Annotated in this window: 16 protein-coding genes; 4 read left to right on the top strand and 12 right to left on the bottom strand. The window is 71.5% G+C overall.

The annotated features are described in order from the left end of the window. Positions 1-15: 15 nt before the first annotated feature. The 4 genes from ACFWRO_RS25570 to ACFWRO_RS25555 form a co-directional block, all read right to left on the bottom strand. On the bottom strand, positions 16-3,858 hold the full coding sequence (locus ACFWRO_RS25570) for a DNRLRE domain-containing protein (RefSeq protein ID WP_384513604.1): 3,843 nt from the start codon (positions 3,856-3,858) through the stop codon (positions 16-18). A gap of 309 nt (positions 3,859-4,167) precedes the next feature. Beyond that, positions 4,168-6,426: an RICIN domain-containing protein gene (locus tag ACFWRO_RS25565; RefSeq protein WP_384513602.1), complete on the bottom strand. Its 2,259-nt coding sequence runs from the start codon at positions 6,424-6,426 to the stop codon at positions 4,168-4,170. Positions 6,427-6,568: 142 nt separating this feature from the next. Further along, a complete protein-coding gene (locus ACFWRO_RS25560; RefSeq protein WP_384513601.1) occupies positions 6,569-7,864 on the bottom strand; it encodes an MFS transporter in 1,296 nt (431 codons plus the stop codon). Between the two features lie 121 nt (positions 7,865-7,985). After that, a complete protein-coding gene (locus tag ACFWRO_RS25555; RefSeq protein ID WP_384513600.1) occupies positions 7,986-9,113 on the bottom strand; it encodes a methyltransferase in 1,128 nt (375 codons plus the stop codon). Between the two features lie 477 nt (positions 9,114-9,590). Here ACFWRO_RS25555 and ACFWRO_RS25550 point away from each other — a divergent pair, with 477 nt between their 5' ends. Together ACFWRO_RS25550 and ACFWRO_RS25545 are read left to right on the top strand one after the other, a co-directional pair. Next, entirely contained in the window at positions 9,591-11,435 is a 1,845-nt protein-coding gene (locus tag ACFWRO_RS25550; protein ID WP_384513598.1) for a bifunctional metallophosphatase/5'-nucleotidase, read from the top strand. 55 nt (positions 11,436-11,490) lie between these two features. Beyond that, a complete protein-coding gene (locus ACFWRO_RS25545) occupies positions 11,491-11,790 on the top strand; it encodes a DUF1876 domain-containing protein (RefSeq protein WP_384513596.1) in 300 nt (99 codons plus the stop codon). 65 nt (positions 11,791-11,855) lie between these two features. On the opposite strand, the gene ACFWRO_RS25540 is transcribed toward ACFWRO_RS25545, so the two are convergent. The 5 genes from ACFWRO_RS25540 to ACFWRO_RS25520 form a co-directional block, all read right to left on the bottom strand. Beyond that, on the bottom strand, positions 11,856-13,679 hold the full coding sequence (locus ACFWRO_RS25540) for an FAD-binding dehydrogenase (RefSeq protein ID WP_384513594.1): 1,824 nt from the start codon (positions 13,677-13,679) through the stop codon (positions 11,856-11,858). A gap of 209 nt (positions 13,680-13,888) precedes the next feature. Beyond that, positions 13,889-14,500 carry a CBS domain-containing protein gene (locus tag ACFWRO_RS25535; protein ID WP_384513592.1) on the bottom strand — a complete coding sequence of 204 codons (612 nt, stop codon included), beginning with the start codon at positions 14,498-14,500 and terminating at the stop codon, positions 13,889-13,891. A gap of 110 nt (positions 14,501-14,610) precedes the next feature. Next, on the bottom strand, positions 14,611-15,843 hold the full coding sequence (locus tag ACFWRO_RS25530; RefSeq protein WP_384513590.1) for a glycoside hydrolase family 64 protein: 1,233 nt from the start codon (positions 15,841-15,843) through the stop codon (positions 14,611-14,613). A gap of 189 nt (positions 15,844-16,032) precedes the next feature. After that, positions 16,033-16,698 (bottom strand): GntR family transcriptional regulator, encoded by a 666-nt coding sequence (locus tag ACFWRO_RS25525; protein WP_384513588.1) that lies wholly within the window; start codon positions 16,696-16,698, stop codon positions 16,033-16,035. A 97-nt stretch (positions 16,699-16,795) separates the two neighbouring features. Further along, entirely contained in the window at positions 16,796-17,971 is a 1,176-nt protein-coding gene (locus ACFWRO_RS25520; RefSeq protein WP_384513587.1) for a CaiB/BaiF CoA transferase family protein, read from the bottom strand. Between the two features lie 135 nt (positions 17,972-18,106). Between ACFWRO_RS25520 and ACFWRO_RS25515 the strand changes: the two genes are divergently transcribed. Continuing rightward, complete coding sequence (locus ACFWRO_RS25515) at positions 18,107-19,309, top strand: acyl-CoA dehydrogenase family protein (RefSeq protein WP_384513585.1); 1,203 nt, start codon at positions 18,107-18,109, stop codon at positions 19,307-19,309. 16 nt (positions 19,310-19,325) lie between these two features. Here ACFWRO_RS25515 and ACFWRO_RS25510 read toward each other — a convergent pair whose 3' ends face one another. Both ACFWRO_RS25510 and ACFWRO_RS25505 read right to left on the bottom strand, forming a co-directional pair. Next, positions 19,326-19,829 (bottom strand): FBP domain-containing protein, encoded by a 504-nt coding sequence (locus tag ACFWRO_RS25510; protein ID WP_384513583.1) that lies wholly within the window; start codon positions 19,827-19,829, stop codon positions 19,326-19,328. A gap of 64 nt (positions 19,830-19,893) precedes the next feature. After that, positions 19,894-21,387 (bottom strand): PLP-dependent aminotransferase family protein, encoded by a 1,494-nt coding sequence (locus tag ACFWRO_RS25505; RefSeq protein ID WP_384513581.1) that lies wholly within the window; start codon positions 21,385-21,387, stop codon positions 19,894-19,896. Between the two features lie 91 nt (positions 21,388-21,478). Between ACFWRO_RS25505 and ACFWRO_RS25500 the strand changes: the two genes are divergently transcribed. Further along, complete coding sequence (locus tag ACFWRO_RS25500) at positions 21,479-21,679, top strand: hypothetical protein (RefSeq protein ID WP_384513580.1); 201 nt, start codon at positions 21,479-21,481, stop codon at positions 21,677-21,679. Here the strand turns inward: ACFWRO_RS25500 and ACFWRO_RS25495 are convergent. Continuing rightward, positions 21,664-23,112 (bottom strand): DUF6777 domain-containing protein, encoded by a 1,449-nt coding sequence (locus tag ACFWRO_RS25495; protein WP_384513578.1) that lies wholly within the window; start codon positions 23,110-23,112, stop codon positions 21,664-21,666. The genes ACFWRO_RS25500 and ACFWRO_RS25495 overlap by 16 nt on opposite strands. Positions 23,113-23,171: the final 59 nt, after the last annotated feature.

Raw genomic sequence — 23,171 nt, 5'->3', positions numbered from 1 at the left:
TTCGCCGCAGCGGTGCTACGGCTTCGTCATCGTGCAGATCAGCTCGGCCTTCGAGGTTTCGCAGCCCTTGAACCAGGCATTGCCCGGATCCAGGAAGTACGCCTGCTCGTCCAGGAGCCGCATCTGCCGCGCGAAGTCGCCGAACGGCCGCATCGAGCCCTGGTTGACGTCACCGGACATCGACGACCGGCCGCAGTTCTCGTTGAACGTCGGAGCGTCGTAGCGGGTGTCGTCGAGGAAGTGGACGCTTCCGTCGTCCGCCGTCGCGGACACGGTCTGCATGCAGTCCGCGCCACCGCCCGGCGCCTCGTTCTTACCGCCGTCGACCGCCTTCATGCCGGCCGACTGGTACGTCGACGCGAACGGGAACTCGTCGCAGTTGACCTCGTCGAAGTGCGGTCCCGCGTGGTGCAGGGCCGTCTTCGGGTGGGGCAGGAACGTCTTGCGCGGAACCCATCCCGTACCGCCCGACTTCGGCCCCTTGTAGCGGGTGCACATCGCGTCCCGGCTCTTCTGGGAGTCGTAGCCGTGCTTGTTCCGGGCCGCAGGCGGCAGGTACTGGAGCGGGGCGTCCCAGCTCTGGCCCAGGCCCTTGACCTTCGACTTGTTCTGGATCAGCCAGGCGTGCGCGGCCGCCTCCGGGTACGCGGCGGTGTTGAACACGTACGTCGGGGCGTACTGCGGCAGCACACAGCCCGGGGCGCCGTAGGAGGCGACCTTGTCGCAGGTCACGACCAGCAACGGGGACTGCCACGACGCGTAGTCGTCCCGCCATTCGCCCTTCTTGCCGTTCAGGCCGGGCGGCGGCTCCACCTCGGTGACCGGACGGGCGTTGAAGGACACCGCCATGCTCTTCGACTGGGCGTCGTCGGTGGTGCCGGCGGCGCTGTCCACGGCCCCGTTCCACTTGTGGTCGGCCGTGCCGGTCGCCATGTGGGCGTCGACCGGGTTGTTGCCGTTCATGCCTCCCTTCCAGGTGAGGTCGCCGTAGAAGTCGATGTTCTGCCGCGCGCTGTCGCCGCCGGTGTTGCAGCCGTCGCTCACACACATCGAGTCGAACCAGGCGCCGGGATTGCCGGCGCCCATGACCACCGCGCGCTCGTTGCCGGGGAAGTTGTTGAGGACCGGGTTGATCTGCACCCACGTCTTGATGGCGTCGCCGTGGGCGTCGGTCTTGACCTGGAAGTGCACCTCGAACTCGGCCTGGTACTTGACCGGTACGACGCCGTCCTCCAGCTTGCTCTCCGCGGTGAAGGAGAGGTCGAAGAAGAGGCACGCCTGCGTCCGGGTCATCAGCGACTTCTGCGCCTCGCCGAACAGGTCGGGCTGGCACCAGGCGTCCTTGACGATCGGCGCGGGGCGCGTGCCGGCGCGGAGCCGCAGCTCCTGCGCGGCCTTCTGGGTGAACGCCTTGGAGGCCTGGGCCTTCGGGGTGATCGTGACCTGGGTGTCGTCGCCGGTGGTGAAGGTACGGGCGGCCGAGCCCCCCTGCTTCCAGCCGTCCAGGGCGGGCTTCGGCGGATCGGTGGGATCCGGCTGCTGGGAGCTGCTGTCATTGGCGGGCAGCTTGATGTCGATCTTCTGCGCCCGGTTGTAGTCCCGGCTCCCGGCGGTGAACCCGTAGTCCCTGATCGGGCCCACGTTCCCCGCGCGGTCGACGGTGAGGGTCTGCGCCACGTGGTTGCCGTCCGCCGCGGGGGTCACCGCGTAGGAGGCGTCCGGAGCGGCGGGAGCGGCCGGAGCCGCCACGGCCTTGGCGGCCGCCGCCGTCCCGCTGGTGGTGTTCACCGAGGCCCAGCCGGCGTCGTCCGCGTCGTCGGAGTACGGGTCGAGGCGGTACCGCACCTCGTAGGCGTCCGGCGCACCGGTGGTGACGGCGAAGTCGCCCTTGACGCCGGCACCGCCGCCGCCCCAGTTCTCCGGGTAGGTGGCCGAGGTGACGCTCTGCGGCGCACCGGGGGCGGTGGTGTCGACGACGAACTGGGTCCAGGGGGACCAGCTCAGGTTGTAGTGGCTGCCGTCGTAGGCGTTCGTACGGAACTTGTACGTCCGGCCGTCCTGCAGCTGCCCCGCCGGGACGGTGACGGAGGCCGGCTTCCCCGAGTCCACGAAGCCGGACACGAGCAGCCCCTCCCCGGACGGGGTGGTGATGGGCGTGTCGGTCGCCGCGTCGTAGACCTGGAAGGTGCCGTTGACCTGGTCACCGTCCGGGTCGGTGAAGGTGTCACGCAGCGTGGGGGTGGTGGAGTTCACCGCCCACACGCCCGCGTAAGACCGGAACGGCGCGCCTGCCTGCCGGTTCGTGCCGTCCGACGGCCGGTAGTTGTACGTGACCGTCAGCTTGGGCTGGTTGGCCGCGTTGTTGGCGGAGTTGACCCGCTTCCACGCCTTGACGTCGTCGGTCGCGGCGCGCAGACCCATGTGGCCGCGCGTCGCCTTGGCGGACGCCCAGGACTGGACGAGCGTGTCGACGTCGGCGTTGATCCAGCCGTCCGGCTGGGCCGCGCAGTCCGGGCTGCCCTTGGTCTCGGTCGAGGAGTGGTACTGCTGGTTCCAGGTGGGCTGCGCGGTCCAGCGCGAGGACGTCGACGGCGCGCTGGTGTCCCAGACGGTCCAGGACTGCGCGGCGCAGTCCGTGTTGCCGGAGTGGAAGTTCCACAGCGCCAGGTTGGTGTCGACGATCAGCGCGTCCTGGATCGGCGTCGTGTTCCAGCTGATGAACGAGCGGGCGGTACGCGGGGTGCCGTCGGGGTTCTTCGTGCCGGGGTTGCCGAGGTCGAGTTCGGTGTCGTTGGACCAGTCGACGGTCTCGCCCTGCTGCACATACGTGTCGAAGGTGTTCGACAGCGCGGAGGTGGACGGGTCGACGGTGACGGGGTACCGCGTGGCCGGGTCGGCGAGGAAGGCCGCCGAGGGGGTGACGACCAGGTCGAGCTCGCCGTCGCCCTTGTCCACGACCTTCATGTCGACGCGGGCCCGGCGGGTGTGCTCGCCGGAGCGCTCGTCGACGGAGGCGTCCCACATGACGGGGGCGGGCATGGTGGCCCGCTCGGCGCCCGTCTCGGCGTCGGTGAAGGTGACCGAGCCGTCGTTGTTCGCCTCCGCCTTCAGGCCCTTGGCCTTGACGGGGAGGGTGTACGTGTACGCGCCGGTGGGCCGCTCGTGCAGCTCCACGAACTGCTCGAAGCCGGTACGGGTGGCCTCGACGACGACGTCGGCGCCGGGCACGGCGTTCTTGTAGCGGGCGCGGGTGCCGTCCAGTTCGGGCTTCGGCAGGCCGCCCTTCCACCGGAGGGTCACCTGGCTCTCGCCGCTGCCCAGGGTGACCAGGTCGCGGGCGGTCTCGTCCTGCGCGGCGCGCAGCGACTTCGGCCGGACGCCGCTCTTGCCGCCCAGGCGCAGGCCGTTGGGGTGCGCCTTGGGGGCGACGGTGCCGTCGGCGGCCTCGGTGAGGGTGGCGTCCGCCTTCTGCCACGTGCCGTTCTTCCAGACCCGTTCGGGGCCGGCGGTGAGCTCGGTGGTGAGGGTGCCGTCCGGGTTGGCGACGGTGTAGGTCGTGGGGGTCGTCTCGTCGGTGACGACGGTCTTCTTCCCGGTCTTCTTCGCCTCGGCCAGGGCCCAGGCGATCGAGCCCTTCGTGTGCTGGGCCGCCCACGCAAGGTCCGATTCCCAGATCTCCTGCGGGGAGGGGGAGTTGGCGGAGGTGGTGGCGGCCGGTGCGGTCGGCTCGTCCGGTGCCGCGATGGCGGTCTGGCCGGATATGAGGGCGGCCTCGGCCGCCAGGACCAGTGCGGAGGCCAGGGCTATGCGCCCCTTTCGCCGCCGCGCGCCGGAATGCCCGGCTGTGTGTCTGGACACGGGTGTGTCATCCCTTCCGATCCTGCCGTTCAGCAAGATCAACAGGGGACGCTAGCCGTGGTCCGTGCCCGTTCCATGAGCGGAATATGAGATTCCAAGTGATGATCAACATGGTTGCCCGAGCGAACGTGTTTGTTCCGTGGAGGTCTCCGGAGGGGAGTGGAGATCTTGCAGGGAGTCATGGAATCGCCTTGGCCTACTGGCCGGTTCGAGGCGGCGCGCGGGCTGGCGGGGCGTCAGTGGCACGACGAGTGCCCCCGCCGTGGGGCGGGGGCACTCGGGCCGACCAGGCGTGCGCGGTACGTGAGGTCAGGTGATCGTCCACCGCTGCGACGGTGAGGCGGTGTCGGGCTGTTGGGTCGCCAGGGCGCCGTTGGCCGTCGAGGCGGTCGTGAGCAGCAGGCCGCTCTTGAGGGAGGTGACGGTGTATGTGCCGTCCGCCCGGCGCGTGGTGGTCCAGCGCTGGTTGGCGCCGCCCGTGCACGTCCACTGGATCACCTTCGCGCCGGCGGCGATGGAACCCCCGTCGACATCCGCGCAGAGCCCAGACTCGACGTTGACCAGCTCGTACGAGCCGTCCGGCTGCCGGGTGAACCGCCAGCTCTGGTTGGCGCCGCCGTTGGCCGTGTACGTGATGAGCTGGGTGCCCGGGGTGGTGCTGTGCCCCGGGTTGTCCAGCGCTTTGCCGCCGGTCACCAGGGTGCGGACGCCGTCGAGGGGTCCGGGGGCCTCGCCCACGGGGGTCAGGGTGAGCGTCTGCTCCGCCGCCGTACGCGCCCCGCCGACCCCGCTGCCGGACGTGTCGGTCCAGGAGCGGCCCGGCGTGGTCTCGGCGGGCCGCGCGGAGTCGGCGGACATCCCGATCACCAGGCCGCTGTGACGGTTCACCAGCCGGTACGCACCGGTCGGCGCCCCGGTGGCGGTGGTGCCAGGGATCACGAACCACTGCTGCCCGACGCTCGGACCGCCCGCCCCGACCGCGGTCACCGTCGGCCGGGTGCCCCACGCGCGGCTGCCCGTGACGGTGGAGTCGACGCCCAGGAGCCCGCCGTTGGCGCCGTTGGCGATCCGGTAGGCGCCGTCGCCCAGCGGCGTGAAGGTCCACGACTCCAGGGCCGCTCCGGTGGGGGCCGCCGTCGAGGTCGTCGCGGAGCCGCCGGAGACCTGGGCGAGGACGCGCCCGCCGCCGGACAAGATCCGGTGGGTCCGGGTCGGGTCGACGGGGGCGGCCGGGGCCGACGTACCGATGGAGACGTTGACGTACTCGCTCGACGAACCGCCCGAGCAGCCGAAGGAACAGTACGAGCGGAAGCTCTTGCCCACGATCGCCGAACTCGTCCGGCTCGTGCTGTCCAGGAACCAGCGGTACCAGGAGGCGTTGGTGTGGCTGCCGGTGTCCCCGATCAGCCGCCACTGCTGCTTCGACAGGTCGTCGGTGGCGTAGAACTGCTGGGGAGCGTTGCCGCTCTGGTCGACGGCCTGGGGCTGGCCGACGTAAAGGCCCAGATGCGCGTTGTACGTGATGTCCATGACGAACAGCGGCGAGGTCGGCGGCATCAGGCCGGCCGCGACCTGCTGGCTGACCGTGCCCGCGTTGACCGGGTCGTACTCGTCGGCGACGGGCGTGTAGCCGGTCGTGCTGGAGGCGCCGACCGGCACCATATTGCTCTCCCGGCCGCCCACGCCGGGCTCGGTCCAGGCACCGTCGTACCACTTCCGCCAGGAACCGGGCGCCATCTTGCCGGAGATCGGAGCCCTGGCCACATGCGCGTGGAAGGCCTTCCAGCCGCCGCCCTTCTCTACGATCCGGGAGCCGTAGAAGACGTAGAAGTAACCCGACGCGGTGTCGACGAACAGCCGCGGATCGCCGTCGCCGTAGTGGTACGTCTGCTGCGGGAAGGCGGCCGTGTCGCCCCGCTCCGTGCTGTACGGGGACGTGATGACATGGGACCTGACGCGCCACGTCCGGCCCTGGTCGGTGGAGACCGCGTAGTCGATGCCGTCGTAGTGGACGCCGTCACCGAAGGGCTGCGGGGTGAACTCGTTGTGCACCAGGCCGTACCAGGCGCCGGTGTCCGGGTCGACCCACACCCCCGCCAGGTCGCAGAAGTTCTTCTGGGAGTAGCCCGAGCCGGCCGGCGGGGCGGTGGACTCCAGGCCCGTCGGGCTGTTGTTGCACCGCCACGTCGTGTCGTTGTTGCGGTCGTTGCCGTTCGCCGGGTCGACGGCGTCGCTGATCGCGCTCGACCGGGTGGCCGTGTCGAAGTCGGAGCCGGTGAAGAAGGTCCACTTCCGGGGCTGCGTCGCTCCGTAGAGCGCGTGGGCCTGCTGGAAGTAGAAGGTGCCGTCCTTGTCGATGTAGGGGGCGGCGGGCGTGTCGTCGGGGTGGGTCCAGGAACCCTTGGAGCCGACCGTCACGGTGTAGGTGGCGGCGGTCGCGGCGGCAGGCGTTGCCGTCGCCGCCGGGGCGGTCGCGGCGGGTGGGATCGCCGAGGCGCCTCCACCGCCGGTCAGGGTGAGGGTCACGGCGGCGAGCGCGGTGACCAGTAGGCATCTTCGAGCGGGCATGGAGCACTCCTCCCCGGGGCGTCGCGCGGGCCGCGGCGGCCGCCCCTCGCGGAACCGGGCGTACGGCAGCTTCCTCGGCCCGGGGACCCGTGCACATGGACGCGCGCGTGGGAGGGCTTGGACTTTGGGTGCACCCACCGCGTCACCAAGGGGTGGACGCCGACTCCGGTCGGGGAACGTCGCGCATGCGGCGCAGCGGGGAGAAGAACACCAACCACCCGGCCGCCCACGAACCGACGAACGCCACCCAGAGCGCGGGCCGCACTCCGATCAGGGTGCCGAGCGCCCCGCCGAGGACGCCGCCGAGCGGCAACGTGCCCCACACCACCCAGCGGACGGCCGCGTTCATCCGGCCCATCAGCTCCGGCGGAGTCACCGACTGGCGGTAGCTGACCTGCGCGATGTTGTAGACCATCCCGGCGAAGTACGCGATGCCCCAGCCCAGCGGGAACAGCAGCACTCCCCAGCCCGGCCACGCGGCCGCCGCGACGACCTGCGGGGCGCTGAAGACCAGTATCGACACCCAGATGATCCGGGCCGAGCCGATCCTCTTGGCGAGCCGGCCGGCGAAAGCGCCCCCGGCGATCCCGCCGATGGCCCCGCCCGCCATGACGAGGCCGGTCAGCGTGGGACTCACGTGCAGCACCCGGACGAGGAAGACCATCGCCAGCGCCGTGCCCATCCCGGAGAACAGGTTCGCGGTGGCCGAGCACGCCACGATCCGACGCAGGATGCCGTGCCCGAGGACGAACCGCAGCCCCTCGGTGATCCGCCGCCGCAGGGTCTCGTCCGCCTGCCGCACCGGCGGCGGCTCCTCCGGCCTCCTGATCCCGAGGACCGACACGACCGAGACCGCGTACGAGAGCGCGTCGGCCATCAGCGCGCCGGCGGCGCCGACCACGCCGACCAGACCCCCGCCCAGACTCGGCCCCCCGAGCTGCGCGAACGCCTGGGTGGTGCCCAGCTTCCCGTTGGCGTCCATCAGGTGATCGGGGCGGATCAGGGACGGTACGTAACTCTGGTACGCGATGTCGAAGAAGACCGTGCACACACCCGCCGCCACCGCGACCACGTACAGCTGCGCCATCGTCAGGACGTCGAACGCGGCCGCCACCGGCACCGACCCGACGATCACCAGACGGAGCAGGTTGCAGACGATCATGACGGAACGTTTCGGAGCGCCGTCCACCATCGCACCGGCCGGCAGCGCGATCAGTGCGAAGGCCAGCGTGGTGGCGGCGGTCAGCAGCCCGACCTCGAAGGTGCTCGCCCGGAGCGCGACGACGGCGAGCAGTGGCAGAGCGACGTGGGTGACGGCGGAGCCCATCTCGCTGACCGTCTGGCCACTCCACAGCAGCAGGAAGTCCCGCTGACGCCAGAGGCTCGGACTCTCGGCCTCCGAGCCGGCGCCCGTTAATTCCTTCTCCACTTCCGTCACAGCACGCACTCCGCTCCCGGGGGACACGACCGGATCAGGCCGTTGGTCACCAACACGCCGGGACGGTGCCGTCGGTTCTCGCTGAGGCCATGACCTCAGGCCACGGCCTCGGTCCGCGGCCTCAGGCCATCGCCAGCCGCCACAGCGAGGTGACCTCGGAGGCGCGGGCCCGGTGCAGCGGGTCCGAGGGGTCGGCCGCCCGGGAGTGCCGGGGCTTGGTGGTCGTACGGGACAGCACGCGCAGGCCCGCCGCCGCGATCGCGTCGACGAGTTCGGTACGGCCGCGCAGCCCCAGGCGTTCGGCGAGGTCGGAGAGGATCAGCCAGCCCTCGCCGCCCGGCTCCAGGTGGTCCGCGAGACCGGCCAGGAAGCCGTGCAGCATCCGGCTCTCGGGGTCGTACACCGCCCGGTCGAGGGGCGTGCGCGGCACGCCGGGCAGCCACGGCGGGTTGCAGACGACGAGATGCGCGCGGCCCTCGGGGAACAGGTGCGCGTGGCGCACGTCGATGCGCGCGCCGAGCCCCAGGCGGTCCGCGTTGTCGCGGGCGCACAGCACCGCGCGGGCGTCCGTGTCCGTGGCGACGACCCGCCGCATCCCGCGCCGGGCGAGCACGACGGAGAGCACGCCCGTACCCGTGCCGATGTCGAAGGCCGTGCCCCCGGCCGGCAGTTCGGCCTCGGCGACCAGGTCGACGTACTCCCCGCGGACCGGCGAGAACACGCCGTAGTGCGGGTGGACGCGCTCGCCCCCGAGCGCCGGGATCTCCACCCCCTTCCGGCGCCATTCGTACGACCCGATGACGCCGAGCAGCTCCCGCAGCGAGCCGACGCCGGGGCCCGAGCTGGGGCCGTACGCCTGGAGGCAGGCCTCGCGCACGCGGGGCGCGCCGCGCAGCGGGATCCACCAGTCGTGCTCGTACGGCACGAGCAGCCTGCCGAGCAGCGTGGCCCGGTGGGACTGGGCGAGGCGCTGGCGCCGGTAGGTGTCGGCGGGGGACTGGGCGGGCGCGGTGCGTCCGCGTTCGGCCCGGCGGCCGAGCGCGGCGAGGAGCCGGCGCGCCGACGGGTAGTCGCCGCGCCAGAGGATGGCGGAGCCCTGGGCCATGAGCTGGTGGGCGGCGGCGACGCTGATGGTCTCCTCGGCGGGCACGGTGTGCGCGGGCGGCGGGGTGCCGTTCGCCGCGTACCAGCGGGCCCCCTCCGTCGCTCCGCCGCTTCCCGTGGCCCACCGCGTGGTCTGTGTCGTCACCGAACATCAACTCCTTGAGGGCTGATCCTCGACCAGTCGGGGCGCTGTGGGCCGTCCGGCGGAAATGTTTCGCGCGCTCTTGACGCGCGCGTCAAGAGCCACCGACGGGACCAGAACCTGCGAGCGTCGTCGCCGCTGGAACACCAGAGCGTGGTTCGACGAATCGAGGAGCATCCGAAATGTCGGATAGGTCCGCAGCGGTGGGGCGCGGCGGCATTCGAGCGGATCGCGGCGGGCCGGCGCGCCCTGGAGGACGTCGAGTCGGCGCCTGCGCCCCGCCCGCCGCCGCGAACCCACGCCGCGCACAAGGACGGATCTGTGGCGGAAGGGGCGCGATTCCCCACATGACGGACTCGGCCGCGCCGCGATGAAACCCGGTCATGTCCCATGCCGTAGAGCGCTGTTCGAAGTTCATGGCCATGACATCGAAGCGAGTTGAGATGGAGGTGCTCGTTCCACTCCGAAGGAGTCATCGCCTTGAGAAACGTCCTTCGCCGGATCGGCGTCATCGCCGCGGGCACCGCCCTCATCGGCGGCGCCCTGTCCGTCTCACCGGCCTCCGCAGACGACACCCTCGACGTCCAACTCCTCAGCATCACCGACTTCCACGGCTACCTCCAGCCGCCCACCCCCGGACAGGGCGGACAGATTCCCGCGGGCGGCGGCACCCAGGTGACCGTCGGTGGTGCCGCCTATCTCGCCACCCATCTGGACCGGTTGCGCTCCGGGCACCCCAACTCCGTCTTCTTCGCCACCGGTGACAACTTCTCCGGCTGGCCCTTCGAAGTGGACGCCTTCCAGGACGAGCCGACGATCGAGGTCCTCAACAAGCTGGGAACGCGCTTCACGGCCGTGGGCAACCACGAGCTGGACGTGTCCCCGAGCTTCCTCGTCGATCACATGGGCAAGGGCACCTGCTTCGGCACGGTCGGAGTGGACAGCTGCTTCACGGACTCCACCGGACAGCGCTTCCACGGCGCTGACTTCGACTTCCTGACCGGCAACATCGTCGACGCCCGGACCGGGAACCCGATCGTGGACCCGTACCGCATCGAGTGGTTCACGTCCGCCGACGGCAAGCGGGTCCCCGTCGGCTTCCTCTCCACCACCACGGAGTCCGCCACCACCAACTCGACGTCCTTCCAGCCGGGGCTCCGCGCCCTGGACCAGCTGAGCACGATCGACCGGTACGTCAAGGAGCTCAAGGGCCGCGGTGTCGAGGCCATCGTCCTCAACGTGCACGAGGGCGGCTCGCCCAAGTCCGCCGCGACGTCCGGATACAACGAGTGCGACTCCGCCTACGGGCCGGTGATCGACCTGGCGAAGAAGGTGTCGACGGAGATCGACGCCGTCGTCACCGGAGACTGGCACTCGCGCTTCAACTGCATGGTCCCCGACCCGGCCGGCGTTCCCCGCCCGGTGGTCGAGACGGGCAACCACGGCGCCCTGATCAACGAGATCAACCTGTCGATCGACCCGGTGACCGGCGAGGTCCGCCGGGACCGTACCCGCTCCGTCAACCACGCGGTCACCCGTGACGTGGCACCGGACCCCGAGGTCAAGAAGATCGTCGACCACTGGGCCGCGCGCGGAGCCGAGCGCTTCGCCGGGCCGCTGGCGACCCAGACCGGCCCCTTCACCCGCGCGGCGAACGCCGTGGGCGAGAGCACCGCGGCCGACCTGTACGCCGACGTCCAGTACTGGAACGCCAACCGCACCTCCGAAGGGAAGGCCGATCTGGCGCTGATCGCCGCGAAGCCCGTCAAGGGCAGCAACGCCGTACTCGGCGACCTCCCGTACGCCAAGGGGAGCCACCCCGCCGACGCGGACGGCCGCATCCTGTTCGGCGAGGCCTGGAACGCCTACGGCTACGGGAACCCGGTTCTCACCGTGAGCGTGAAGGGGCGTCAGCTGGACGCGATCCTCGAGCAGCAGTGGCAGAAGCAGGCGGACGGGACGGTGAAGTTCGCCCCGTTCGCCGTGTCGAAGAACGTCTCCTACAGCTACGACCCGACCCGCCCGGTCGGCGACCGGATCATGTTCGGCGACGTACGGATCAACGGCATGCCGATCCACCCCGCCGGCACCTACCGGGTGGCCGCGCTCGCCTACACGGTCATCGGGAACGACGGCTACAGCGCCTTCGCCGGCTACACCGCCCCCGTCCGCAACGGCGCCGACCACGAGAGCTTCGTGGACTACCTCAGGGCCCACAAGCAGATCGCCCCGGCGCCCCTGAACCGGGTCCGGGTCAAGGGCAGGCAGGCCCCGACCGGACCGCCGTCGGCGCGCGCCCACGCGCGCGTGGGCGGATCCTGGTAGGTAGGAAGGGACGCGCGGCGGTCCTACGTGTCCCGACGGCGCGAGGAGGCAGACCATGACACGGACACTGGAGTGGACGGTCGGCCTGGAACTGGTCGAAGAGGACGGCAGGACCAAGGCCGAGGCGCAGTTGAACACCGGTACGTCGACCCTCACCGGCCACGGCAGCGCACGCTGCAACCCGTCGGACATGGACGTTCCGGCGATCGGCGACGAGCTCGCCGCGAGCCGGGCCATGAAGGACCTGGCCGGTCAGCTGATGCGTGAGGCCAACCGGGAGATGGAAGCGGCGGGCGCGGGGACCGTACCCCAGCACACCGGCCCCGGATACGGCTGGCCGGAGGCGGTCTCCTGACGGAACCGCCTCGCGCACCGGGCCCGTCGGCTTCCCGCCGACGGGCCCGGTCGGTCCGCCGGGCCTCAGACCGCGGTGGCGGCCGCGGCCGCCCGCCCGGCCTCTCGGCCCGAGAAGATGCAGCCACCGAGGAACGTGCCCTCAAGGGACCGGTAGCCGTGCACCCCGCCGCCGCCGAAACCGGCGACCTCGCCGGCCGCGTACAGGCCGGGCACGGGGGCGCCGGAGGCGTTCAGGACGCGGCCCGAGAGGTCGGTCTGGAGACCGCCCAGGGTCTTGCGGGTGAGGATGTTGAGCCGTACGGCGATCAACGGGCCGGCTGATGGATCCAATATCCGATGTGCGGACGCCGTGCGGCTGATGGAGTCCCCGGCGTAGGCGAGGGCGTTACGGATGCCCATGACCTGGACGTCCTTGGTGTACGGGTTGTCGATCTCGCGGTCCCGCGCCTCGATCTGCCGCTTCAGATCGGTCAGGTCGATCAGGCTCTCCCCGGTCAGCCTGTTCATCCCGGCAACGAGGTCAGGGAGGGCGGTGGCGACCACGAAGTCGGCGCCGTTCTTCTTGAACTTCTCGATCGGCTCCGGGCTCTGCCAGATCCGAGAGAGCAGCTTCCAGACGTCCTTGTTGGTGAGGTCCGGGTTCTGCTCGGAGCCGGACAGAGCGAACTCCTTGGCGAGGATCTTCTGCGTGGTCACGAACCAGGAGTAGTCGTAGCCGGACTCCCTGATCGACTTCAGCGTGTGCAGGGTGTCGTAGCCGGGGATGTCCGGGCTGCCGAAGCGCCGGCCCTTCGCGTCGAACCACATCGACGACGGGCCCGGCAGGATGCGAATGCCGTGACCGGGCCAGATCGGGGCGTAGTTGCGCAGCCCCTCGGTGTAGTGCCACATGCGGTCGGGGTTGACGATGCGACCGCCCGCCCGCTCCGTGATGGCGAGCATGCGCCCGTCCACGTGCGCCGGCACGCCGGTGACCATGGTGGTGGGCGGGGTGCCCAGCCTCGCGGGCCAGTTCCGGCGCACCAGTTCGTGGTTGGCGCCGATGCCGCCGGAGGTGACGAGCACGACAGGCGCGCGTAGCTCGAACTCACCCACGACCGTACGTGAGCTGGGCGTTCCGCGCGCCGCGCCGCTCGGCTCCAGAATCGCGCCGCGGACGCCGGTGACGGCCCCGCCCGTCGTGACCAGCTCGTCCACGCGGTGGCGGAACTTGAACGTCACCTTCTTGTCCGCGACCGCGGCCCGCACCTTCTTCTCGAACGGCTCGACGACCGCCGGGCCCGTGCCCCAGGTGACATGGAAGCGCGGCACCGAGTTGCCGTGGCCGTCGGCGAGCCCGCCGCCCCGCTCGGCCCAGCCGACGATCGGGAACCACTGCATGCCCAGACCGCCGAGCCAGGACCGCTTCTCCCCGGAGGCGAAGTCCACGTACGCCTCGGCCCACTTGTACGCCCAGTGGTCCGGCCCCGCCGGATCATTGACACCGCGGTCGAAGCCGGCCGTACCGAGCCAGTCCTGCCAGGCCAGTTCGTGGGAGTCCTTGATGCCCATGAGGCGCTGCTCGTGGGAGTCGGCGAAGAACAGTCCGCCGAAGGACCAGAACGCCTGCCCGCCCAGGCTCGCCTCCGGCTCCTGGTCCAGGAGCAGCACCTTGCGGCCGGCGGCGGCGAGTTCGGCGGTCGCGACGAGGCCGGCGAGACCGTGCCCGACGACGATCGCGTCGGCGTGGTACGACTCCGCGGCGAAGGCCGGGAAGGCGTGGCCGGTCAGGGCGGCCCCGGCGAGCACCCCGCCGGTGACGGTGAGGGCCCGGCGGCGGGAGATGCCGGCCGTTTCCTCGCTGGAGCCCGTGGGAGGTGCCGCGGACGTGTCTCCGGAATTCACCATGGATGCCTTTCATCCCGGGGCGTGGGTGGAGGGTGTGAACGGCGAAGGGCCGGAGGGCATGACATTACCGACCGGTATTACCGACGGTAGCCCACGGGGTGTCCGGCTACCAGACTCCTGCGCCATCCGGTCCACGGCGGCCCAGAAGTGACGTCGGGTCACGGCAACCACAGCTATTTCAGGGCGAGTTGGGGAGGCGGCCCGACCGTCTAGTCGGCGCCGTCGGCCTCTCCGTCGTCGTCGAACGACAGCCGGTCCACGACCTCCACGACGCCGTCCACGCTCTCGCAGAGCCGTACGAAGACCGGTGCGAGGTTCCGGCGCTCCAGCGTGCCGCTGAGCGTGACCCGGCCCTCGTCCACGTCGACATGGAGCGCGGCGGGGGAGTGGCGGAGGATCCGGATGACCACGTCCTCCAGGATCTCCTCCTGGATGGCCCGGTCGCGGCGCAGGAACAGCTGCAGCAGATCGCTCCGGCTGAGCACCCCGATGAGCTGCCCGTCCGCGTCCACCACCGGCAGCCGCTTCACCCGATGCCGCTCCATCAGCCGCGCCGCCTCCACCGCCGTCCAGGACGGACGGGCCACCACGACGGGGCTGGACATCATCGCTCCGGCGGTGCTCGGGCCGTCCTTCGCGGTGTGGCGGCGCAGCAGATCCGCCTCGGAGACCACGCCGATCGGCCGGTTCGCCTCGTCGACGACCGGTACGGCGGTGATGCCGTACTCGTCCAGCAGTCGCGCGATCTCCTTGAACGACGTCCCCGGCTGCACGGCCACCGCGGTCGGCGTCATCAAGTCGGCGACACTGCGGTTGCGCATCGTCCGTTCCGTCCCTTCTCCCGCTTATGCGTCCATGATCTCTCACATGGCGGGGAAGCCGGCGACGCGGACGTTCCGCAGGGCGTCGACGCGGACGAAGTCGAGGGGGTCTAGTCGAACGGGTCGAGCGTGACGTAGGCCTGCTGCGGGTTGCCGTCGTGGACCAGGGACTCGTGGGCGCCGACGTCGTCGAAGGCGAAGCCGTAGGCCTTGCCGTCCGCCATCCGCGCGTGGATCTCCCGGGAGTAGTGGTTGGTGACGGCGTCCTTGTAGAAGCCGGTCGGGGAGGTGTCGGGCTGGTTGGGGTTGGTGAGGAGGGTGGAGCGGTTGTAACCGGCGCAGAGCGTACGGGAGATGGGGCCCCGCACCTGGTCGTTGGGCGCGTCGAGCCGCTTGTAGCAGCCGAAGACGCTGTCGGAGTCGGGCTTCTGGAACGAGGTGACGACCGCGCCCGCGCTGTTGGTGAAGTTCATGACGTTGCCCGAGACGCGGCCGAAGTACTTCACGGACGGCTGGTTGGCGAAGGGCGTCACCGTGAGCGTCGAGGTCGTGTACTTCGACCAGACGCGGTTGATGTAGTCGTCCATCACGTTCGCGGGAAGGGCGCCGGCCTCGACACCGTGGCCCGGGGCGAGGGCGCGCAGTACGGTGCCGTCGGTGCGGGTCTGCATCAGGTTCGCCCAGCCGCCGGGGCGGCCGCGCAGCGCGTCGAGGAAGCCGCGGTAGCCGCCTGGCTTGAGCCGGCCGGTCGTGGCGACGCTGCCGTCGGGGCGCTTGACGCCGACCGCGTACGGGGCCGAGACCATGTCGACCTGGGTGCTGTTGAGCCAGATGCCCGCGTCGTTGAGCGTGTACTCGGACCAGTTGAAGAGGATGTTCCGGTTGGGGTCGCTCGGGTTCTGGACGGCGGGCTGGACGAGTCCGCCGGTCGCCAGCCTGAAGTCGAGCTTCTGGCCGTAGCTGAAGTAGATCCGGCCGGAGAACTTCGGCAGCCGGATCGTCATGGACTGCCCCTGCGCGGGGCCCGCGATGGACGCGTCGGGCGCGGGGACGGGAACCGGGCTTCCGGCGGGCCAGGGGTGGAAGGTGCCGTTCGCGTCCGCCCAGCCCTGGCGGCCGGTGGAGAGTTCGGTACCGAGGTTGTAGACGTAGATCCGGTCGGAGCGGCCGGAGTTGTTCTTGAACGTGAGCGGAATGGTGGCCGGGACGGCGGCGGTCCCCGCGGTGGCGGCATGGACCGTGGGGGAAGGGCCGGCCAGGGTGACGACGGTGCCGATCAGGGCGGCGGCGGTGACGGACGCGAGCAGCGCGAGCTGCCCGCGACGGCGACGGTGGGAAGGCACGTGGGGGCTCCTCGGGGTGGGGGAACGAGGACTGAGAGCGCTCTGAGAGCGCTCTCAGGATGGTGAGGATGTGATGACCCTGTCAATGCTTCGGACGTCGGGAGCACCGGCGGCGTCGGGGATGTCGGCGACGCCGCGAGGGCCCGGCGGTCCGGGGCCCGACCGTTTCGGCCGGGCCCCGGGCGGGGCTCACTCCAGGTCGAGGGTCTCCCGGAGGGCCGTGACCGCGTGCGCACGGTGCGCGTCGAGTTCGCGCACCAGGGCATCCTCGTCGCCGTTGCGGACAGCCGAGATGACAGCCCGGTGCTCGCGCACGGCCAGTTCCCGGTTAGGTGCCTCGGTGTAGTACAGCGAGCGGTAGGCGTCGGTGGCGTCCCACAGAGTGGTGACGAGGCGGACCAGGCGCGGCATCCCGGACGCCTCGATCAGGGCGAAGTGGAAACGGCGGTTGGCCGCGCCCATCGCCGTCACGTCCCCGGCGTCGGCGGCCCGTTCCACCTCCCGCTGGATCTTCTCCAGGGAGGCGAGCAGCCCGTCGTTCGCGCGCCGGACGCCGAGGCGGACGGCCTCCGTCTCCAGCAACTGCCGGATCCGGTAGACCTCCTCCAGATCCGCGAGGGACAACTCGGCGACGAAGTAGCCCCGGTGGATGTGGTGGACGACGAGACCCTCCCCCTCCAGGATCTTCAGGGCCTCCCGCAGGGGTACGCGGCTGACGTCGAGCCGGGCGGCGAGCGCGTCCTGGCGGATCTGTCCGCCGGGCCGCAGCTCGCCGGCGGAGATCGCGCGCCGCAGCTCCTTGAGGACGAACTGCTGGGCGGTCGGCGGCCGCTCCTTCTGCACCGCGCTGCTCATCGCCTGTGACCCTTCCGTCGTTCCGGGATCTGTCGTTCCTGCATTCCTGCCGGTCGGCCGCCCGCGCCGGGCGCCGATCCGGTGTCCGGACATCTTCCTACGAGGCGTCGGGCGCCCGCCCCAGCTCGTCGAGCAGGGCGGCGGTGTGCTCGCCCAGACGCGGGGGCGCGGCGCGGTACGAGGGCGGGGTGGCGCCGAGCGTCACCGGGTTGACGACCTGGCCCGGTCCCGCCGCGTCGGCCGGGACGCGGGGTGCGAGGCCCAGTCGGTCGGCCAACTCGAAGGCGGCGGCGAGGTCGTTGATGGGGCCGCAGGGCACTCCGGCGGCGGTGAGCTCGTCGAACCAGCTGTCGGCGGTCCGCTCGGCGAGCGGACCCGACAGGGCCGCGACCAACTCCTCGCGGTGGGCGACGCGGGCCGAGTTGGTGGCGAAGCGGGCGTCGTCGGCGAGGGCGGGCAGCCCGAGGCGCGCGCAGAGGGCGCGGAACTGGCGGTCGTTGCCCACGGCGAGGACCAGCGGCCGGTCCCGGGCTTCGAAGACCTCGTACGGGGCGATGCTCGGGTGCCGGTTGCCCATGGCGCGCGGGACGACACCGGCGCCGAGGTGGGCGGCCGACTGGTTGGTGAGCGCGGAAAGGAGGGAGGTGAGCAGCGAGACCTCGACCCGCTGGCCCTCGCCCGTACGGTCCCGGTGCCGCAGCGCGGCCAGGACCCCGAGGCCCGCGTGGAGGCCGGTGATGACGTCGACCAGCGCGACACCCGTCTTCGTCCCCGGCCCGTCGGGCTCGCCGGTCACGCTCATCAGCCCGCCCATGGCCTGCACGAGGAGGTCGTAGCCGGGCAGCTGGGCGCCCTCGGCGGCGCCGAAACCGGTCACCGAGCAGTAGACGAGCCCGGGGTTGGACGCGCGGACGTCCTCGTAGCCGAGGCCGAGCTTCTCCATGGTGCCGGGCCGGAAGTTCTCCACGAGGACGTCGGCCCGGTCGACGATCGCCCGGGCGGTGTCGCGGTCCGCCGGGTCGGTCAGGTCGAGGGCGATGGAGCGCTTGTTCCGGTTCACTCCGAGGAAGTACGTGGCCTCGCCGTCGGCGAAGGGGGGACCCCACGCGCGCGTGTCGTCACCGGAGCCGGGGCGCTCGATCTTGATCACATCGGCGCCGAGGTCGGCGAGGAGCATGGTCATGTACGGCCCGGCGAGGACGCGCCCGAAGTCGGCCACGACGATGCCGGACAGAGCGCCGGGGACGGCCGGTTCCCGCTGATCCGCGTGCATCTCGCAGCCCTCCGCCGATGATGGGATCCGATGTGAACGTAGGCATCGGAGAACAGATATTCAATACTGGATCCAAAATCCAATCTCCCGCTACGCTCGACACGCCGCATCGTCGCACCAGCCTGGAGGCCGTCCGTGAAGTCGTCGCAGCCGTCGCCCGCGTCGAAGTCGTCCCCCGTCCACCCCTTCGATCTGCTGGCGATCGACGGCCTGCTGACCGACGAGGAGCGGGAGATCCGCCGGACGGTGCGCGCCATGGCGGACAAGGAACTCCGCCCCCAGGTGGCCGACTGGTTCGATCAGGGCGCCATCCCCGCCCGCGAGCTCGCCCGGCAGCTCGGCGGCATCGGCGTCCTCGGCATGCACCTGGAGGGCTACGGCTGCGCGGGCACCAACGCCGTCGCGTACGGACTGGCCTGCCTGGAGCTGGAGGCCGTCGACTCCGGGCTGCGCAGCCTCGTCTCCGTGCAGGGCTCCCTCGCGATGTACGCGATCTGGAAGTTCGGCTCCGAGGAGCAGAAGCGGCAGTGGCTGCCCGGGATGGCGGCGGGCGAGTACATCGGCTGCTTCGGGCTCACCGAGCCGGACGCGGGATCGGATCCCGGAGCCATGCGCACCCGCGCCCGCCGCGACGGTGACGACTGGGTGCTCGACGGCACCAAGATGTGGATCACCAACGGTTCGGTCGCCGACGTGGCCGTCGTCTGGGCCCGTACGGACGAAGGCGTCCGCGGCTTCCTCGTACCCGCCGGAACCCCCGGCTTCAGCGCGCCCGAGATCAAGCGGAAGCTGTCCCTGCGCGCCAGCGTCACCAGCGAACTGGTCCTGGAGGGCGTCCGCCTGCCGGCCGACGCGATGCTGCCCGAGGCGCGCGGCCTCTCCGGCCCGCTCGGCTGTCTCAACGAGGCGCGCTTCGGCATCGTGTTCGGTGCGCTCGGCGCCGCCCGCGACTGCCTGGAGACGGCGATCGCGTACGCGGGCGACCGCATCGTCTTCGAACGGTCCCTCGCCTCCTACCAGCTGACGCAGCAGAAGCTCGCCGACATGGCCCTGGAACTCGGCAAGGGCATGCTGCTCGCCCTCCACCTGGGGCGCCTCAAGGACGCGGGCGGCCTCACGCCCGAGCAGGTCAGCGTGGGCAAGCTGAACAACGTACGCGAGGCCATCGCCATCGCCCGTGAGTGCCGCACCATCCTCGGCGCGAACGGCATCACTCTTGAATACCCGGTGCTGCGCCACGCCAACAACCTGGAGTCGGTCCTCACCTACGAAGGCACCAGCGAGGTCCACTCCCTCGTCATCGGCAAGGCGCTCACGGGCGAGCAGGCCTTCCGCTGACCCGCACGGCGTCCGCCTAGCCGGCCGTCACCTTCGCGAGGAACGCGTCCAGGTTGGTCGTCATCCGCTCGACGCGGCCCTCGACCGTCAGCGACTCCTCCTGGCGGCCGGCCCGCAGCTTGGGCTGGCGCTTGCCGCGGACGTACAGGGAACAGGCGAGGTCGGCGCAGAGGTAGATGCCGACCGTGTTCCCCTCGCGTCCGCGCGTGCCGGCCAGCGGCGCCGCCAGCAGGGTCACGCCCGACGAGGCGTGCGCCGTCAGACAGACCTGGCACAGGCTGGACTTGACCGCGCTGGTCCGGCTCGTGGCCGGCACCCGGAGGCTGATGCCGAGCGGGCCGTCCTCGCGGGGCACGACGAGGTGCGCGCGTAGCGGCGCGCCCGGGTCGATCCAGCCGAGGAAGTCGAGGTCCTGCCAGGGGAGCTCCGCGAAGTCCAGCGGAAGCTTGAGTCTGCTCGCCTCGCCCTTCGTGCAGTTCACGAACGACGAGCGGATCTGTTGGTCGGTAAGAGGTTCCACTCGGTGGACCGTACACACATCGCGCGGTCCGGGCACCCGGATTTCCCCCCGGCCGGCCGCCGCCTCAGGCCACCCAGTCCGGCAGATCCGGGTCCGAGAACCGGGCCGGAGCCCCGGCAAGGGCCGCCGCGAGCCGCTCGGCGGCCGTGTCGTAGACCGCGGGCGGCAGCGCGAAGGGGATCCGTAGCCGGTGCTCGTGCGTGCCCACGTCCACGCCGAACCGGGTGCCGCCCTCCACCCGTACACCGTGCCGCAGCGCCCGCGCGGCCAGACCGGAGGCGATGGGGCGGCCCAGGTCGACCCAGAGGCACAGACCGCCGGGCGGGAGCGTCCAGCGCCACTCCGGGACATGGCGGGCGAGCGCCGTCGCCAGGGCCTCGCGGCGCACCCTCAGCTCCTCGGTGCGGCGCGGCAGGATCGTGTCAAGGCGGCCGAGCAGCTCGACTGCCAGCAGCTGGTCGAGCACCGAACCCGACAGATCGGCGGTGATGCGCACCCGCGCCAGCTCGGTGATCACCCGCGATGCCGCCCGGGCCCAGCCCACCCGCAGACCGCCCCAACAGCTCTTGCTGAGCGAGCCGACGCTGATGATCTGCTCGCTCTCGCCGGTCGCCGAGGCCGCCGCGAAGGGTCGTGGGGCGGGCACGTCCAGAGCCATGTCGGTGAGCGTCTCGTCGACCACCAGCCAGGTGCCGGTGGCGCGCGCCGAGCGCGCCACCTCCCGGCGCTGCGCGTCCGGCATCAGCTGCCCGGTCGGATTGTGGAAGTCCGGGATCAGATACGCGAGTCGGGGCGCCGTCTGCCGTAGCGCCGCGTCGATCAGCCCGCTGTCCCAGCCCGAATCGGTGACCGGTACGGGGGTCAGGCGCAGGCGCCGGCCGCGCATCGCGTCCAGGGCGTTGGTGTACGAGGGGTTCTCCGCGAGCGCCCGGTCGCCGGGACCGCCGAGCAGCGCCACGGCCAGGGCGAGGGCCTGCTGGGCTCCCGTGGTGACGAGGATCTGCTCGGGGAGCGTGGGGAGCCCGCGGCGCGTGTAACGGTCGGCGATCGCGGAGCGCAGCTCCGGGAGGCCGAACGGGTGGTACCCCTGGGAGCGCGCGTAGCGCGGCAGTTCGGCGGAGGCGGCGGTGAGCGCCCGGGCCAGCTCGTCGGCGGGGGCCTCGGGCGCGGCGAGCGCGAGATCGATGGCGGCGTCGGGGGCACCGTGGAAGGCTGCCAGGCTGACCGGGGCCTGGCCGTCCGGCAGCGCCGTCCACGTGCCCGCGCCCCGCCGGCTGTGCGCGTACCCGCTCTCCCGCAGCAGGTCGTACGCCCCGGTCACGGTCGTACGGCTCACGGCGAGCGCCTGGGCGAGCTCCCGCTCGGCGGGCAGCCGCATGCGCAGCGCGACCCGGCCGTCGAGCAGGGTCTCCCGGACGGCCCGTGCCAGTTCCCGGTAGCCGAACCTGCCCTCGGGCGGTGGCGTCAGGAGCGCCGCCAGTTGGCGGCCGGTCAGGGTGCGGTCCGCAGTGTGGACCACGGTACGGACCACACTGCGGACCACTCGACCCTCTGCCATGCCAATCACTCCTCATTGGCTCTGCTGTCCAGGCCAATAAGGCTACAGACTCCGCATCAGTGGCCTGGCGGCCAGGGAGAGGAGAACAGCCATGGGTGCACGCCTCACCGACCGTGACGAGAGGCTGTGGCAGAAGCGGGCGGAGGAACGTCTCGCGGAGCCGCTGCCGATCGGAGATTGGATCCGAAAGTTCGGCGCGGCTGTGTGGGTGGCCGGTCGGCGCCGCAAGGGCGGCGACGGAGCCGAGTCCGCCGCCGCCCCCTCCCGCGCCTGCCTTCAGGAGACCGGCTGAGCGTTCGCGAGGACGTGCCCGGCGGCGTTCGGCCCGGGCTGCGGGGCCGGACCGGGACTCGACTCCGAGATGTCCGCCGACTGCGGGCTCACGGACGTGCCGGTCGTTCCGTCGGAGGGTGTTCCGTTCGTCGCCGTGCCGTTCGTGGTCGTGTCGTCGGTCGCCGGTTCCGACTCCGGACTCGGCGAATCCGGTGAGGCGGGCGACTCGGGCGAAGCGGGCGACTCGGGAGCCGGCGAGGACGACGACTCCGAGCGGGACGGGCAAGCCGAAGGAGTGACGCCACCACTGGGCGTGGGCGTCTCCCCACCCGTCACCGTCACGCAGGGCACCGGCGAGGACGGCGACGTCGACGGCGAACTGGGGGAATCGGTCACCGAGCCCGAGACGGACGGCGACGGGGGCGCCGTCGGAGGCTTCGTCGGCTTGTCCTGCTTCCCCGTGTCGCCCGGCTCGCGGGCGAACCAGCCGTCGTCCTCGGGGTCGTACACGACGAAGACGTTCACCACGGTCACCGAGGGCGTCACGACGACCACCTGGGAGGGCTGATAGCCCGCCCACTTGGTCCCCGTCGTCTTCGGATCCTTCTGGGCGACCGGAGGCTTCAGCGGGTTACCGCAGGCGCAGCGGACCCGGGGCACGCCCCGGTCGTCGACGAGCACGGCCGTACCGGCCTGGAGCACCGCCTGGTACGAGGTAGGGCCGCCGTCCCGGAAGCCGTGATTGGTCACCCGGGTGTCGACCCGGAGCTGAAGCGGGGTCAGGGAGCGCAGATACCCCGGCACTTCCCCGGTGGAGATCCCCAGGACCTGGGCGAAGGCCGTGTTCTTGGCCGGCTCGGCGGACAGATAGCGGACCTGCTGCTCCACGTCGCAGCTCGCCGTGTTCTGCGTACCGCCGTACAGGCCCGGCGCCGAACCGGACACGCTGCGCGTGGCGGTGGCGTCCCCGGTGAGGGTCGGGCTGGGCAGCGGCGCGGGGGACTGCGAGGCGTTGGCGGCGCGGGCCGTCGACTTGGTGAACGGGTCGGGGCCGGTCGCCGAGGCGTTCTGCAGGAACACCTCGCCTCCGCCGGAGCCCCCGGTGTCACCGCCGTTGCCGTCCGGACGGGTGAGGACGACCACCAGGGCCACGGCCGCGACCAGCACCGCCGTGACCGACGCGACCTTGGGGACGGAGCGCCACCAGGGGCCGCCGCCACCGCCTTCGCCCTGGCCGCCTCCCGTACCGCCGCCGCCGGAACTGCCGGAACCGCCCGAGCCACCCCCCGAGCCGTCGTGCGGCGGTCCGGGGGGTGGTGGGGGACCGGCCTGCCCCGGGCTGGTGCTCGGGCCCGAGAGGGGACCCGAAGGCGGACCTGAGGGAGGAACCGAGGGGCGGCCGGACGGCGGGTGGGAAGTCACATTTTTCCCTTTCTTCCGTTCCGCGCCCATTGTGTGCGCGGAACAGGCCCTGTCCGCAAGCGGACGTTGTCCACAGGCCCTGCGGGCAG

It is taken from the genome of Streptomyces sp. NPDC058579, assembly GCF_042718575.1.
In the GTDB taxonomy this organism is placed as follows: Bacteria; Actinomycetota; Actinomycetes; order Streptomycetales; family Streptomycetaceae; genus Streptomyces.
This window is presented reverse-complemented; position numbering and strand designations above follow the sequence as displayed.

Coding starts and splice junctions, on each gene's coding strand:
- ACFWRO_RS25545 (WP_384513596.1), top strand. CDS start 11,491: ATGACACGGACACTGGAGTGGACGGTCGGCCTGGAACTGGTCGAAGAG.
- ACFWRO_RS25520 (WP_384513587.1), bottom strand. CDS start 17,971: ATGCACGCGGATCAGCGGGAACCGGCCGTCCCCGGCGCTCTGTCCGGC.
- ACFWRO_RS25565 (WP_384513602.1), bottom strand. CDS start 6,426: ATGCCCGCTCGAAGATGCCTACTGGTCACCGCGCTCGCCGCCGTGACC.
- ACFWRO_RS25540 (WP_384513594.1), bottom strand. CDS start 13,679: ATGGTGAATTCCGGAGACACGTCCGCGGCACCTCCCACGGGCTCCAGC.
- ACFWRO_RS25495 (WP_384513578.1), bottom strand. CDS start 23,112: ATGGGCGCGGAACGGAAGAAAGGGAAAAATGTGACTTCCCACCCGCCG.
- ACFWRO_RS25525 (WP_384513588.1), bottom strand. CDS start 16,698: ATGAGCAGCGCGGTGCAGAAGGAGCGGCCGCCGACCGCCCAGCAGTTC.
- ACFWRO_RS25535 (WP_384513592.1), bottom strand. CDS start 14,500: ATGCGCAACCGCAGTGTCGCCGACTTGATGACGCCGACCGCGGTGGCC.
- ACFWRO_RS25505 (WP_384513581.1), bottom strand. CDS start 21,387: ATGGCAGAGGGTCGAGTGGTCCGCAGTGTGGTCCGTACCGTGGTCCAC.
- ACFWRO_RS25500 (WP_384513580.1), top strand. CDS start 21,479: ATGGGTGCACGCCTCACCGACCGTGACGAGAGGCTGTGGCAGAAGCGG.